The sequence below is a fragment of the Paenibacillus sp. FSL R7-0204 genome (assembly GCF_038002225.1).
Classification (GTDB): Bacteria; Bacillota; Bacilli; order Paenibacillales; family Paenibacillaceae; genus Paenibacillus_AQ.
Window position 1 is genome coordinate 6,128,408 of record NZ_JBBOCA010000001.1, and the last position, 15,452, is coordinate 6,143,859.

At 44.2% G+C, this 15,452-nt stretch carries 10 protein-coding genes; all 10 read right to left on the reverse strand.

Annotated elements, in window-relative coordinates; genetic code table 11:
• Nucleotides 1–15: 15 nt before the first annotated feature.
• The 10 genes from MKX42_RS26560 to MKX42_RS26605 all read right to left on the reverse strand — a co-directional run bounded on the left by MKX42_RS26560 (nt 16) and on the right by MKX42_RS26605 (nt 15,429).
• A complete protein-coding gene (locus tag MKX42_RS26560) occupies nt 16–777 on the reverse strand; it encodes a class I SAM-dependent DNA methyltransferase (RefSeq protein ID WP_340755892.1) in 762 nt (253 codons plus the stop codon).
• Nucleotides 737–1,483 (reverse strand): thioesterase II family protein, encoded by a 747-nt coding sequence (locus MKX42_RS26565; RefSeq protein ID WP_340755893.1) that lies wholly within the window; start codon nt 1,481–1,483, stop codon nt 737–739. Before MKX42_RS26565 ends, MKX42_RS26560 begins: the two co-directional genes overlap by 41 nt.
• A 25-nt stretch (nt 1,484–1,508) precedes the next feature.
• Entirely contained in the window at nt 1,509–5,981 is a 4,473-nt protein-coding gene (locus MKX42_RS26570; RefSeq protein WP_340755895.1) for an amino acid adenylation domain-containing protein, read from the reverse strand.
• Nucleotides 5,982–6,226: 245 nt separating this feature from the next.
• On the reverse strand, nt 6,227–6,484 hold the full coding sequence (locus tag MKX42_RS26575; RefSeq protein ID WP_340755897.1) for an acyl carrier protein: 258 nt from the start codon (nt 6,482–6,484) through the stop codon (nt 6,227–6,229).
• 25 nt (nt 6,485–6,509) lie between these two features.
• Complete coding sequence (loaP, locus tag MKX42_RS26580; RefSeq protein ID WP_340755899.1) at nt 6,510–7,061, reverse strand: antiterminator LoaP; 552 nt, start codon at nt 7,059–7,061, stop codon at nt 6,510–6,512.
• Between the two features lie 252 nt (nt 7,062–7,313).
• The gene (locus MKX42_RS26585; RefSeq protein ID WP_340755901.1) at nt 7,314–8,387 is read right to left on the reverse strand and encodes an HAD-IIIC family phosphatase; all 1,074 of its coding nucleotides are present in this window, start codon (nt 8,385–8,387) and stop codon (nt 7,314–7,316) included.
• A 5-nt stretch (nt 8,388–8,392) separates the two neighbouring features.
• Nucleotides 8,393–9,562, reverse strand: coding sequence for an acyl-CoA dehydrogenase family protein (locus tag MKX42_RS26590; protein WP_340755903.1), 1,170 nt, complete (start codon nt 9,560–9,562; stop codon nt 8,393–8,395).
• Nucleotides 9,563–9,583: 21 nt separating this feature from the next.
• Nucleotides 9,584–9,820: an acyl carrier protein gene (locus MKX42_RS26595; protein WP_340755904.1), complete on the reverse strand. Its 237-nt coding sequence runs from the start codon at nt 9,818–9,820 to the stop codon at nt 9,584–9,586.
• Between the two features lie 36 nt (nt 9,821–9,856).
• Entirely contained in the window at nt 9,857–10,705 is an 849-nt protein-coding gene (locus MKX42_RS26600; RefSeq protein ID WP_340755906.1) for a 3-hydroxyacyl-CoA dehydrogenase family protein, read from the reverse strand.
• 14 nt (nt 10,706–10,719) lie between these two features.
• Nucleotides 10,720–15,429 carry an SDR family NAD(P)-dependent oxidoreductase gene (locus MKX42_RS26605; RefSeq protein ID WP_340755907.1) on the reverse strand — a complete coding sequence of 1,570 codons (4,710 nt, stop codon included), beginning with the start codon at nt 15,427–15,429 and terminating at the stop codon, nt 10,720–10,722.
• Nucleotides 15,430–15,452 lie beyond the last annotated feature (23 nt).

Below are 15,452 nucleotides of genomic sequence, written 5' to 3' on the forward strand. Positions count from 1 at the left end.
AGGTCCTCCCGACTCTCATTTTTGGCATACAAAATATACTCTGTCTTCCTGCTCAGGGTCAGCGACCGGAACGTTTAGATCACTTGCAGTTGCATAATATATACGGGTGAAACCTGTGTTTTCGAGTACCTTTTTTATCTCATTCATTGCGTATACCCTGTTATATATCAATTCTTCAAAGCGAACGTAGTTTCCGTCAGCCTGTCTCTGAAATCCGTCAATTGTGATATAAGCTGAATCCATGCCCGGGTGATAGATACCTTTTTCAAGAATAAAAACATCGCCGCTGTCATAGACATTCAATTTATTGGACTTCAGCAACCCTCGGGAAGTGTTCATATCAAAAACAAAAAAACCTCCCTCTTTCAACGAAAGGTAGACATTGCCAAAGCAGCTTTTCAGAGACTCAAGGCCCTCCAAGTGATTCATTGCATCGTATAGAGAGTAAGCAAACTCAAAAGACATCTCTCCCGGAACCGAAAATGCGGCGGCGTCTGCCTCTATCAAAACTGCTCTTGTTTTCAGAATATAATAGTATAATTTTTGTCTCGCAACATTCAACATATCTGGGGACCGATCCACCAGAACCACTTGATGCCCTTTTTTCAAAAAAGCCAGCGCGGATGTACCGGTTCCCGCACATAAATCCAGTACAGATCCCTTCAGACCCTTCTGTTCAAAAAATGAATAGAGCGCAGGCGTATATTTGCGTGAGAATCCCCCCCATTGGTCAACATTATCGTATAGGTTTGCCATCCATTTTCCGTATTGTTGCATGACTTCCTCCTATTTCACATATGTTATTCAGCACTGGCATAAAGGAACGTTCATGATCGAACAAATAAAAGTGTCCTCCTGGAAAAACATGGCTTTCGAACTTTCCGGTTACCAGTTCTCCCCACTTCCGGACATCCTTTTTAATCATTTCATCCTCCTGGCCATACATTACTGTTAAATCTATAGGTAGCGGTTCAAAGGGTTCTGAGCAACCGTAACGGTCCAGCATGGCAAAATCGGCACGCAGTATTGGCAGGAACAGATTCATCAATTCGGGGCTCGAAGCTATTTCCTTTGACAATCCACCCAGTTCCAGCATTTCCTCAATCAACTGCTGCTGCTCCATTAGATGATATTTCTTGTCCGGTTCACGAATCATTGGCGCGTCGCTGCCGGAAACAATAAGCTTAGCCGGCAAGGGAGCCTGCATTCGGTGCAGAAGACGACATAGCTCGTAGGCAAGTATGCTTCCCATACTGTGCCCGAACAGAATATAAGGCTGATTCCGGATAACCGGGCGGATCAGCGCCTCAATATCCGTCACAGCCTCTTCTACAGTAGAATAATAGGGTTCTCTAATTCTCCGCCCTCTGCCGGCAATTTCCATGGGCAGCTGCTTCACCTTTTTATCCAAATACTTGGCCCATCTGTTGTAGGCATAACAAGATCCTCCAGCATAGGGTAAACACAGCAACTGAACTTCCACACCTTTCACCTTTCCATTCTGCGTCCTATTTAAACAAGTAATCCAAATCCTCGCCGGGTAACCCCGCTGTTTCAAACAACTCGTGCCCCGGCGCCATTTCAACAGAAGAATATTGCGCGGCCAAAGCCAGTAGACGCTCCTTATAATTAGCCGCCAGCTGTTCCGCATCAGGAATGCCATATGTGATCAATTCGATTTGCAATTTACGTTCCATCACCATAATATTGATCTCTAAGTTAACTGTAGGGGCATTATTCCTGCCGGTTTTTTTCCCGAAAGAACCTTCGATGATTAAAAAATCGTTATAGTTTGCAGAAATCTCTCCCAGATAATTGAACAATATTGCCGGGTGACGTTGCGGTGAGAACTTTCCTGCTCCATATCCTGTGCCATGACGGGGAACAGCATTAAGCCTCTTTTGTGTATCAATGATTGCCGTCTCACCTTCCATACAGGTTCGCAGCATCATCGGATACATTCCGGTGAACCAGCCAACAGTGCGTGCAACGTTCATATCTCCGGTAATTTCATGCCTGCCATGATTCTCTAGCATCAACCACAGATCGGCGTAATTTGTACGCTGGCCCATTTCCTCACCCAGTATTGCCATAAAAACAGCCTGGGGCTCTATGCTCAAGGCAGCCGGTACTGCATGAATTAAGCGCTCTGTAGTCTCCTCATCCATTATCAGAGTTAAGCTTCTGTACGTATCCTGAGAAATCGGTTGCTTATGAGTCAACAGCCAAGGGTGAGAAGCATTCAACTGGTCAACAATATCCATCCAGTAATCATTTTCCTCTTGGGTACACCGGTAATTTTGAAGGAGCTCTGACCATCTGCTATAAGAGTCCGTCCGGGGCGGCATGCTTCTCGCATCAACCAGCCGTTTGGACTCATGGCTTAGTAAGCTCTGGAGATCATCCAGCAATATCCGCCATGATACACCGTCCACAACGAGATGGTGAGCAAATATTACGATTCTTGTTGTGTCGGGACTCAATTGGAAGGCGATGGCTTGAAACAGCAAATCTTCGGTGATGCTCACTCTTGACATACATTCGTCAACATATTCTGTTATTTTCTCAATCTGACGGCTCCCAAGCTCAGAACTCATATCCACCATGTCAACCCATTTGTCCCGTTGCAGATGAAGCTCGTTGTAGAATAATTGCTTACGCACCGGATCATAATTCATGCGCAATTCATCATGATGAATGATTAAACGCCGGAACACCCGGTTAAGCGCTGCTGCTGGCCTGTTCTTTAACTCAAGCGCCAGTGTGTGGAAATAATAATTTTTATCAAGGAGCGGCTGACTAAAAAACCATGAAATGGAAGGCGTTTGATGAATGTAGCCCTTCAGCGGCGGCTGCAATGGGGCCGCCTGTAGCGCCACGGCCTTGCCCACCATATCATCCAGATGAGGAAAAGTCAGAATATCCGTCACCTTCAGATAAATCTCTTTCTCATATAGTCTGGAAGATAACTGCAGCGCCTTGATGGAGTCCCCCCCTAATTTGAAGAAATGATCTGAAAATCCGATTTCACTGTTATGAAATAAGCGCCGGATTTCTTCTAAAATGTCCCCCTGCGCCCCGCCGTAATCGGTAGGCTTGTCTATTTGCCTGATTTTGAAAGAGGGCGGGGGAAGCTTACTTTTGTCGATTTTACCGTTTGCATTTATCGGAAGGGCCTCCACAGTCACAAACCCACTGGGAATCATATACTGCGGCAAATGTGCTTCCATCGCTGAGAACAAAAATTCATCCGTAACAGCACCATCTTTAACCACATATGCGTATATGTGTTTGGTATCACCATGTTGAACAACAGTCGCTACAGATGCTTCTATACCGTCCAAGCTGTTCAGCAAGCCTTCAATTTCCCCCAATTCAATACGGTATCCCCTGATTTTCACCTGCTCATCTATTCGGCCGCCGTATTCCATGATCATTTCGGGCAGAAGCCGTCCCACATCACCCGTTCTGTACAACCTGCTTCCCTCATGGAATGGATGGGCAATGAATTTCTCTGCAGTTAACTCTTGGCGGTTCATATATCCTTCGGCCAGTCCTGCACCAGCAACACAAATTTCCCCTTCCGCTCCAAAAGGCAGCAAATTCTGAGCTGAATCCAGCACATACACCTGCATATTCGAAATTGGTCTTCCGATGGGAACAGAGAGACCGATGTCTAGTTCTGGATTAAATTTGTGAATCATACAGCCTACCGTCGCCTCTGTTGGCCCATATTCATTATAAATTGAGAGCGAGCGTCTGAATTTATTTACTATCCTGCAGGCCAGACCTGCTCTCAGGTCTTCTCCCCCCACAACCATTATCTTCAGAGATCGCTCAATCCTATCATGCAGGGGCAAGTCTTCAATCACCGATAGATGAGAAGGAGTCAGCTTAATAATTGAGAAATCCCCGTCCCGCCAGGCTTCTAGAAGAGCTGCCCCGGAATCGCCGCCACGAAATACCTTTATGGTGCCGCCGCATATCAGCGGAGTAAAGATGGAGGTGATTGTCAGATCAAAGGCCAATGACGAATATAAAGGGAAGACCGGTTCAGCTTCTTGCACATAGGTCTCCTGTGCAAACCTGACATAGTGTGCCAGTGCACCCTCGGATACCGCTACCCCTTTTGGCTGCCCGCTTGTGCCTGAAGTATAGAGAATATAAGCCAGGGGCTCTGAATTATTGATGTGTGCAATTCCGGCCCCGCCGCCGCATCTCCAGAGTTCAAGACTGCCCACTGTCGTTTCATATCCGAAATCACCCGGGGGAAGGACCGCAGGGTCCGAGACAATGCAATATTGCGCCCCTGCATCCTCAAGAATAAATTTAATCCTTTCGGAAGGAGTTTCCGGTTCAATGGGTATATATGTTCCCTTAGCTTTTAAAACAGCAAGCATAGCAACAATACACTCTGCACTTCTGGGGAGTACCAGAGCCACTATCGGATATGTGCTTTGAGCACTATTGAGCAGATGCTCCAGCAGCTTGTTTGCATTTAAATTCAGTTCCGCGTAACTGAGCCGCTCTTCTTGATCGATTACCGCAATCCTGCTGGGAGTCCGTTCTGCCTGTTTTTCAAATAAAGAGATAACGGTGTCCGGCGGGCTATGGACTGCGGTATCATTATAAGCATACAAAATCTTCTGTCTCTGAGACTCGTCAAGGACCCCTATTTCTCCAATGCTCCTTCCGGCATTTGCTATTATATCCCGGAGAAGTGCCCGGAGACTTAACGCCATGTTCTCAATAATTGATTCATTGAAAATACTGGTCCAGTAATCAATTTCAAGAGTAATTGTATCCCTGTCGTTCCATTCTTTCGCAATGAACTGTAAGGGAAGAAGTTGCTGCCCGCTGTGAAATTCATGATTTTCAATATTGATTCCAGCTATCTGGTTTACAAGTGAGGTACTGTAACAGTTAATTGCACATTGAAAGATCGGGAGACCGTCCCTTTCTTTGTTCGACAGCTTTACCAGTTCATCTTGAGGAAATTTCCGGTGGATCAGCCCTTTCTGGTAAATACTCCGGCAATGCCGTATAAATTCAAAAACAGCCTGCTGATTGCAGACTTTGATTCTAAACGGCATTATTTTAGTGCACATAGAAAAACTTTGCTTGTGGCGTCTACCCACTCTATTCATTACTGGCATATTTACGAGCAGTTCAGAACATTGATAATATTTGCTTATTAGGATGACACATGCGGCTTGAATTACATCATTAAGCGTGAACTCATGGGTGTTTATAAATTGCCGTAATTGTGTTACCAAATCTCCTTTGAGTACAGTGATGTGACGCTTCCCGTTAAAAGCACCTGATGCAGGCTGCCTGATCATTGGCTCAGGTAAATTTTCCATTACCCCCTGCCAATATTCCATGTCTTTCAGAAAGCGTCCAGAGGCCAGATATTTTTGCTCTTCCCGCAAATACTCAGCATAGCTGGCGGACAAGGTGTTAACCTCAGATGCCGGCATTCCGTTAGATAAACGATTATATTCGCTGCAAATAGATGCTGTCATAATCTCCATGGACCATCCGTCAGCTATCAAATGATGCAGTTTTACGAAATATCCCCATTGCTGTTCATTAAGTTGCAGGACATAAAACTCAAACAAAGGGCTGTCCACCAAGCTAAACGGTTTTGCGGCCTGTTCTTCGGTCCAGTCCTTGAAAGCTAGTTCAGGATTTTTTTTCTCACTAAAATTCACAAATGAGGGGGGAAGCAGAGCATTGCTTGCCTCATATTGTTTGGGCAGATTCCCCTCCTTACAAAATTGATAACGCACACCCTCATGGCTTTGTAAAAAATGCAGAATGCTTTTCTGAAGATAACCAGGATGAATCATCCCTTTGAAAATGACCGTGCCCCCAAGATTATAAATGGAAGTTCCCGGGTACATTTCTTCCGTATACCAGATCTGCTTTTGGGCGTCGGTTAAATCGAGTAATGCAGCATGATTATCTCTGGAATGCATTTCTCTGGTCTCCTTTCTTCTTTTCAAATAAAAAATGCGCCTCAGGAAGAGTCGCATCATCAAAAATAATTAATTTTTTATTATATATTGAAATATAAGTGCACATAGCTTCGCCATGCCTGCGTATATTACTATACACATGTTAAGAAAAATTCAAAAACATAATAATTAACTTGCCGAAACAAAGATTAATTATAATATGTTTTTTTGTGTGAGAAACGGCACTCTATAATAGACCTTTATCCTCAATGGCCACTAGCAGTATTACAGTCACTATAGGACTCTATGAATTGTACTAAAGCATCCACCGTTGGAATCTTTTCCAATGAAAGAAATTCGTCAGGAAATTCAAAATTGAATTCTTCCTCGATAGAAACAATCGCTTTGATAAACGTAATTGAATTAAGGCCGTTTGCACTTAGGACGTTAACTATATTGGCTTCTTTGGGATTTTCAAGCACTTCATTAATAATTGTCTTGATTCTCCCTCTTGTATTGTCCATGTTAGTCCTCCTACTATCCGCTTGTTCATATAGGGCTAGATTCAAATTCTATACCTAAATCAATTATTTTACTGGCGCCCATAAACTCAAAGTTAATCTTCGCTCTTCTATGCCGTTTGTCCAGCTTGGTAATTCTACTTTCCTTTCCTTTTAGAGGTCCGGATAATATGTATAACTGATTATCGACAAAAACAGCCTTGGACAGTTCAATGATATCTTCCCCATTAATTAGCTCCAAGATGGGCTCGATTTCGCCTACGGGGACACATTTAAAATAATCTCCCTCACTGGCCTCTTCTCTGCAATGTATTCTCTTATCTTTTTCATTACAATAATCAAGAATTTTAAAAACGCCATATATTGAATTAATACCGGTGTACTTGTCAGCATCCATGTTGATGTAAACGAATACATAACCAGGGAACATGATTCTTGTTACTTCTCTAAAGACCCCCTCCTTCTTCTCATGAATTTTCCGTTTGGGTATACAACAATGCAAATAATCCAACTGCTTGTATAATTGTGTTCTAACCTGTTCCTCTCTCCCTGTCTGGACATAAACTGCATACCATTTCAAGATGGTTATCCCCCATAGAAGTTTTGTAGTATCCTCTTAACAAAAGAGAATAGGTGCATATAGTAAAAATAAAGTAAATTATATTATTAATGATAATATATTCAATATAATACCATCTTACACCATCTTCACTTATGAAAAAAATCACTTCACAGGGAGTAAAATGTAAATGTGAGTCATTATTCCAAAAAAATCGTCATATAATTGATCTTCCTGGAAAGATCCAGCTTCTGTTCCTACAATCCGTTGGCTTCAAACATCCGCATCGCGTTGGACCTGGTCATGAGGTAAGAACGGACTTTCGCTAATCAGCGACATGTAGGCTGGAGGATTCTGGAGCTGTGCCTTATCATGTTCAAGAATAATCAGATCTCCATACCGCTCCAGTTCCTTAAAGCCGGCAAATAGATAGGTAAACTTCATCATCCGGTTGTACTCTGTAGGGACAAACTCAGCACGCAGGGTTACGCCCGCATCCTTAGCCAGAGCAGCGACATAATTCAGCAGCACACTTCCAATTCCTCTTGACATAACCCGGCAAGACATTAACAAAAGCTTAAGCGTCCATACATTCTCGTCCATTTCGAGGAGTGTAAGCCCAATTTTCCCGTATGACCCATATTTATCTTTCAAGTCCGACATGAACAGCAGATGCTGGGGGGATAGCCGGAATTGGTCCAATTCTTCATAGGAATAGGTGTAACCAGTGGCATTTAGTTGATGGGTCCTCACCGTCAGCTCTTCCGCACGCTTTAAATCATCCTCCCGAACCGCTGCTACCGTGAGCTCCAACCCGAGTGAAGACAGAAATTCTTCATTGGAGCCAGCAAATTTCTCCTCAATATGGTTCCGTATAATATCATTCCTGTAGAGCTGCCTGCGATTTTTGGAATCTGCAGTAATAAACAACGGGTTAAACTCGGCCATCCCAAGTAAGGAGTCCATCTCTACCGAGTCTATGCATAACACTTCCGGATGCTGAAAATTCACTTCCTCGCGCTCAAACGGCTGATCATCAATAAAAGCCATGGATTCCCTACTGATATTAATTAAGGACCGAATATTCTCCACAGCAACAGACTTACTGTCCCAGCCGATTTGAGGATAGAGAAAAAATTCATCCAGGCCGAATTGCTTTAACTTAGCCATCGCCATATCATGGTTATTCCGGCTGGCAATGGATTGCAATATTCCCCGTTCATCCAAAGTTTTAACTATTGCGGCAACTCCCTCACGGAGTAAAACTTCCCGGTCTTCTGACAGAATGCCGTGCCACAATGTATTGTCCAAATCCCAGACTAAACACTTGATTTTTCGGGCTCCCATCAGACTCACGCACCTTCTCTCGACTTCCGCCGCAGGAGCCGTCTAACATTGACAATCTCCTGAGCAGCAATAAGTAATTCATGCATTTGTGTGGTTCCTTCGATAATCTCGTTAATTTTTGCGTCGCGAAAATACCGTTCTACAGGGTAGCCCTCATGACAGCCATTGCCTCCATGAATCTGTACCGCATAATCGGCAGCCATAGTAACCATGGTCGAAGCGTAGTATTTAGCCGACCATGTCTCCATAATGCTGTCCGGGTCTCCTGTATCCTTCAGATATCCGGCCTTGAAGCACAGCAGCCTTGATGCCTTAAGTTGAACGGCAATCTCCGTGATCATCTTCTGAATAAGCTGATTTTCACGGATAGGCCGGCCGAATTGAACTCTCTTGCTCGCATAATCAATAGATGCCTCCAGGCATGCCTGCGCTAGTCCGACACAACCCCAAGCTATTGTATATCGTCCATAATCCAGACTTGAAAGAGCAACATGTGAAAGTCCGGTACCGATTTGCCCCAACAGATTCTGGGAAGGTATTCGGCAGTTCTCAAAGGATAATTCAGCAATCATTGAAGCCCGAGCTCCCAGCAGGCCGGACATGGGTTTCGTGTTAAACCCTTCCCGAAACCGCTCGACAATAAAGGCGGTCGGCTTGCCTTCACATTTGGCGAAGATCAAAAAGACATCAGCAATTTGTCCCATTGTTATCCAGCGTTTATGCCCATTTAATACATAGTCATCGCCGTCCCGGATAGCTGTCGTTTCGATGCTCTTGGCGTCGCTGCCGGCATTGGGTTCCGTGAGACCAACGGCTCCTATCGCTTCGCCAGACGCGAACTTAGACAACCACTCCGCTTTTTGTGCATCTGTCCCCCAGCGCAGGATCGCTAAAGCTATCATTCCCTGAACAGTCAGCAGACTCCTAACGGACGAACAGGCCCGCCCAATCTCTTCATTTAATAATCCGGTTGTAATATTATCCAGACCCATACCTCCGTAATGTTTCGGCAACATGGAACCCAGATACCCTTTCTCTTTAAGGCTGCTCAGTGCATTCGGGTGAATCCGTTCCTCCTTGTCGTTGATCTCAGCGTATGGAAGCACCTCCATATCAACAAATCTTTGAAACTCCTCTTGCCAATTCTGCTGCTCCACTGTTAATTCAAGCTTCATCGTAATGGCCTCCCATGAGTTTTATAATGTCTTCATCTCAATCAGCTTGAGCATTCCATTAATTGTGCGGAAATTGTCCAAATCCATATCCGCATTGTCTATCCGGATGGAGAATTCCTTCTCCAGAAACATCACAAGCTGCATGGCGAATAACGAATTGACAAAGCCTAGAGCAAAAATATCCTCCTCGTCCCCAAGCTCATATTTACGGAAAAAACGGGACAAAAATAACCTGATCTTCACTTTGTTCTCTTCCATTTAAGTATCTCCCTTTTTCTTATTGGATTAGCGGTACTATACGTAATTGTAGAACCCGCGGCCGCTCTTGCGGCCAAGCAATCCTGCGTGCACCATCTTTTGCAATAATGGACAACAACGGAATTTTGAATCCTGGTAGCTTTCGTATAGTACCTTTAGAGAATGAACCACTGTGTCGAGACCAATCAAATCTGCAGTTTCCAGCGGTCCCATGGCATGTCCATAACATTTCTTGAAAATGTCGTCTATCTCTGAAGGTTCGGCTACTTGATCCTGAACCACAAAAGCGGCTTCATTCATAAATAGGTGGGAAATACGGTTAGAAACAAACCCCGGATAATCTTTCACTACAATTATGTCCTTGCCCATTCTGTCCATCAGCATCTCTACCGAAAGCACACAATTCTCCGATGTGTGGAAGCCGCGTATTACTTCGACCGTCTTCTTTGCTGGAACCGGATTCATAAAATGGGTTCCGATTACCCGATCCGCCCGCTGGGTCAAACCTGCGATTTGGGTAATAGAAATACAAGAGGTATTAACCATAAATATGCACTCTTCTGGGCAGATGCTGTCCAAACCACCATAAAGCTCCTTTTTTATCTCCCAATCCTCTGTAACATTCTCAATCACAAATTGCGTGTCAGCCAGCATCATTCTGTCGGTACTGAATGCAATGCGCCCCATAACAGTATCTGCATCCTCAAACTGCTGCCCGTTGCCGAACAAGGCACGAAAACGCAGGTTGTTCTCGATCTCTTTGCTGCAGCTCTCCAGCCGCTCTTCATCAATATCAATTGCTACTACCGGCAGACCCGCTTGTGCCAAAGTTTGTGCTACCCCGGTACCCATAATCCCTAAACCAACTACACCGATCTTCATCATGTAATCCCCCCACGTTATACAGAAGATAATTTATCCAGACAGACTCTTTCAAGTTCAATGATTTTTGCAATATTCTCTGTAAAAAAACCTGTACATAAGCTAATGGAACTGCCCGAGAAAAGATTCTTTGCGACTTTCGCTCTTATCGCTTTCCAGAGGTTCAGTATATCCTCTACAATCTTTACTTCATCTTGGCTGGAGCCAAACAAAAGTTTTATCCGGTACAGTTCCACTTGCTTCACATTAACTAAGGTATTAAGACCTTCAAGAACCTGATCATTTGCCATCAATTTTCTAGAATTTTCATCACAAAGATACTCCTCCAGCTCCATGATTCCCTTGGCGATGGCTTCTCTGCCAGTAAGGTAACTCCTCTTTAATTCATTAATTTGATAATCCGGTTCTGAAAGAGCAGCCCTTTCTCCAGTTCCGCTTAAATAATATTCATAATAGGAATACTCATCAAAGAAATTCGTGAAATTTTCAAGATAACCGTTATAGGCTCGGGTTACCTCCTCAAAGGAAACCTTTTTTTTGTCATAGGCCAAATTGTCCCGTAGAGGATGTTCGATTATATGAAATACTTGTTCTTCTTCGTTATATCCGTAAATTAGCCAAGTATGGGGCAGATGTGTTGTCTCGTACAAATCCTTTCTTATAGAAGCATAATAACAATCAATCCAGAGGATAACCGGATTCCCCTTTTGGATTGCCTTCATAGCATCTGGGATGATCTTCTCACTTTTAGATTTTGCATGAAATTCAATCCCGGTATGCTGCAACAGAAGACTGTTAGACTGCCTTGGAAGATATCGGGCTTCTGGCCATACTCCGTCTTCCTTGCGCTGAATCTGGTATACAATCAAGTCATTCAGTAGGAAGGGAATGATACTTCCTTTAAAATATTGAATAACAGGAAACAGGGAATTATAAAAACAGCTTTTGTAATAGACGTCATTGAAAGGGTGGATATCCAATAGAATGTCTGTTATTTTATTCTCAGTCGAACCGGGCTTCAGCGGTTCTTTTACAAGACATTCCTCGGTTCTCTTCTCCGCGCGTAAGGCCAGTTTTCGAATCGTTCTGTACTTCTCTACATCCTCGTAGCTTAAAGACAGATGCCCTTTCTCCATTTCGAGCTCACATTTTACAGCCACTAAGGAATTCCCGCCTAAATCATAGAAGTCCTTGTCAATGTTCACTTCGTCAATCCCTAACAACCCGGACCAAATCACTGCCAATTTGTTCTCCACTGGAGTATACGTTTCACCATTTTCTCTTCCTGCAGGACGAGCGGCAGCGGGCAATAAATTTGTTTCGGGTTCTCGGCTTGTTGAGGCAGACAATGTATGAATGACTCTGGCTCTGATCTCACCGGATAACGTAACCGGTAAATACTTTTCACTGAGCAGAAGTTCCTGTGTGTAACTTAATTTGCATATGACAATCCTTTTAATGTCCCGATTCAGTACCTGTAAGAATGCCTCCAACGCTTCTGCATTACTGATTCTTAACAGAATACTACTCTCGGTTAGACTATTTTTCGATACCATTCCAGTTTCTTTCCACGCCGTCCAATTTATAACGGTCGTTTTGCGCCCTCTTCTGTTTCTCCAAGCACCAAACGTATCCTGGTAGGCGTTCGCAGCGCTATAATACCCTAAGCCCTTTCCGCCAAGAATTGAAGCTACCGATGAAAACAGTATGAAAAAATCCATATCATCATCTTGTGTCAGCTTATCAAGAATCCATGTGCCATAGATTTTTGGAGCAATCACTTTCTCCAAATCCAGCCTGTTCTCTCTGGAAATGTTCTGCCCATCCCCTCCGGCAGCTGCGCTGTGCACCACGCCGTTAATTCTGCCAAACCTGCTTCTTACTTGCGCTAGCAGTTGCTTCATTTCAGATTCCTGGCATACATCCGCTCTCATGCAGACTACTTGGCTTCCGTTTTCTTTAATTGCAAGTAAGGTTCTAATTTTGTGGCACAATGCTTCGTCTGTAGACGTCTCTAGCAAATCCACCCATTTATCGGCTTCGGGAAATGGGGACCGGTTAACCAATACCAGGTTAACTTGGATCTGTTGTCTGGAGAAGAAATGTGCTATTTCCAGTCCAATACCGCCTGTGCCGCCAATAATGATATAGGCTCCGTCCTCTTTAAGCATCCATTGTTGCACGGGAACCGTTGACAGACTTTGCGGAGAAATCTCTTCCGTATATCTCTGGTTGTTACGGAAAGCCGCAGAATGAAGCTGGTAACCGGATTTTATTTCCTTGTAGATTAGTTCGGCATCTGTTTCATCGTCAATATCAATACATCTGCATTGTATTGCTTTACTTTCCTGGTTCACGACTTTCGCTAATCCGAACAAGGCCGCATTTTCAGGAATTAGCAGCTCTTCATCTCCTGTAACCTCGTTAGCATAAGCCGATATAACAGTGACCTCTATACTTTCGACTGGTCTTGAGTCTTGTAATGCATGTATTAATCCAAGAAAGCTGGATATCCCTTGCTTCAGATTGTCTCTAACCGGTCCAAAATCAGAACAAGCCGGCGTTCTCATACATGAAGCGAAATGGTAAATCTGAGATACTTCAGATAGCCGGAGGGAGTCTTCAGGCAGATCATAACTCTGGTGGCCCCCGACTCTCCACTCAATAAACGGCCTGCCCTCCTCCCTCAGCCTGTTTAATACATAATCTCCAATTCCGGCTCTGTCTGTAACAACAAGAATTGTCCCGTTCTGCTCTTCATGCTCCGTCTGAAGACTGGCCCGTTCTTGCCGTTTCCATGCATGGGAATAATACAGATGATTACTCTGGGAGACATTCTGCTTAAGCGCGGGGGCTGGTAAGCGGGCCCAGCACCTTTTCCTTTCAAACGGATAAGTAGGAAGACTTATCCGGCCAGCTCCTACGCCGGAATAGAAACGGTTCCAATTAATCTGCTCCCCTCTGGCATAATGCTTGCATATCTCCTCCAGCTGCCGTCTATTCAAATCATTATAGAACCATTGGTTATCAAGAAGCGGATTCAAGCTATCCGTCTCGTGAGTCAACAAAACGTCAGGACTATAGAATATGCCGTCTTTGTTTCGTGAATTAAAATCAATTGCCTTCAGCTTTTGTTGCAGCTCCCTGACATCCCTTGCCACAAAGGCAATACGGCATGCAAAGTGCTCTCTGCCTGTATTGGCTGTATAGCAAATATCAATCAAGTTATGCTTTGCAAAGCTAGTATGCTGATATTTTCTGACCAGTCGCTCCAGAGCAGCTGCTGAATTGGCTGATAAAGTGAAAATATAATCCACGGGAGGCATTTGATTCTCTCTACTTTCAGGGCACGGAGCCTCTTCCAATATCACATGACAATTAGTTCCGCTTAATCCGAAAGAACTTATTCCACATCTCCTTAACTGTCCGGCGCTGGTCTCCCAAAGCATTAACTTATCATTGATATAGACAGGGGAATTTTCAAAATCAATTTTCCGGTTCGGAAAGCTGAAGTTGATGCTGGGCGGAATTTTTTTATGTTTTAATGCCAGGACTGTCTTGATCAAACCGGCAATTCCGGCGGCATTGTCCAAATGGCCGATATTACTTTTTACCGCTCCGATCGCACAAAATTGTTTTTTTGAAGTAAATTGGCTGAACGCTTTATTGATCCCTTCAATTTCAACCGGGTCTCCCAATTTGGTTCCTGTGCCATGGGCTTCAATATAAGAGATCGTTTCAGGCTGTACTTCGGCATCCTGCCAGGCTCTGACAATCACATCCGCTTGGGCATCCGGGTTAGGTGCAGTTATACCAATTGAATGGCCATCCTGGTTGATGGCGCTCCCTTTAATAACTGCATAAATCTGATCGTGATCCTCAATGGCCTTATACAACGGTTTGAGCAAAATAACCGCTGACCCCTCTCCAAAGCCGGTTCCATCCGATGCTTCGTCAAAGGTCCTTGTCTGGTCCACCGAAGATTCGATTCCCATTCTGTTACTGTACTTAAAGGGTAAAAGATTTATTTTAATGCCACCGGCAAGCGCCGTTTCACAATCTCCGGTTCTAATGGAACGGCAAGCATAGTGAACGGCGGCCAGTGATGAAGAACACGTGGTATCTATCATCAGGCTTGGTCCCTTGAAGTCAAACAAATAGGATACTCTCCCGGCTATGACGGGTGCAAGGTTGCCGGTCATTGAAGCAGCAAAAGATTCCGGCTCCAATCTGGATACATGGTTAAAATATTCATTCGAGGAGAAACTGCTGAAGCCGAGGAACACCCCTACACGTTGACCGCGCAGTTTGTGTCCTCCGTAACCAGCATCTTCAAGAGCTTCCCAGGAAGTCTGGAGGAAAATCCTCTGGTTAGGGTCCATAAGACTGGCCTCTTTGGGAGAAATATTGAACAGCTCGTGGTCAAAGGAGTCTATCTCATCCAGATAAGCATATTTTGCATAATTGACCTCCTGTTCTTGCTCCGCAGCAGCTACGAATGCATCCAAATCCTTCCGTCTTCTTGCAGGTATTTCTCTTATGCAGTTCTCTCCATTCTCCAATATACCCCAATACTGCTCAGTGTTTTGAGCGGAGGCTATTCTGGCAGAGACCCCTATGATTGCGATATCCTTCATGGAAATATGAGGTTTGTTCCGCATCTCTTCACTGGTACTGGATTGCGGATTATTCAAGCTAAAGCCCAGCAGCTTTTTCTTGATTGCCATTTCAACACCCCGTATCTATTTAA

What these genes read in the sequence shown, in the direction of transcription:
- MKX42_RS26560 (WP_340755892.1), bottom strand. Translation starts at nt 777, where the DNA reads ATGCAACAATACGGAAAATGGATGGCAAACCTATACGATAATGTTGAC.
- MKX42_RS26570 (WP_340755895.1), bottom strand. Translation starts at nt 5,981, where the DNA reads ATGCATTCCAGAGATAATCATGCTGCATTACTCGATTTAACCGACGCC.
- MKX42_RS26575 (WP_340755897.1), bottom strand. Translation starts at nt 6,484, where the DNA reads ATGGACAATACAAGAGGGAGAATCAAGACAATTATTAATGAAGTGCTT.
- MKX42_RS26585 (WP_340755901.1), bottom strand. Translation starts at nt 8,387, where the DNA reads ATGGGAGCCCGAAAAATCAAGTGTTTAGTCTGGGATTTGGACAATACA.
- MKX42_RS26590 (WP_340755903.1), bottom strand. Translation starts at nt 9,562, where the DNA reads ATGAAGCTTGAATTAACAGTGGAGCAGCAGAATTGGCAAGAGGAGTTT.
- MKX42_RS26595 (WP_340755904.1), bottom strand. Translation starts at nt 9,820, where the DNA reads ATGGAAGAGAACAAAGTGAAGATCAGGTTATTTTTGTCCCGTTTTTTC.
- MKX42_RS26600 (WP_340755906.1), bottom strand. Translation starts at nt 10,705, where the DNA reads ATGATGAAGATCGGTGTAGTTGGTTTAGGGATTATGGGTACCGGGGTA.
- MKX42_RS26605 (WP_340755907.1), bottom strand. Translation starts at nt 15,429, where the DNA reads ATGGCAATCAAGAAAAAGCTGCTGGGCTTTAGCTTGAATAATCCGCAA.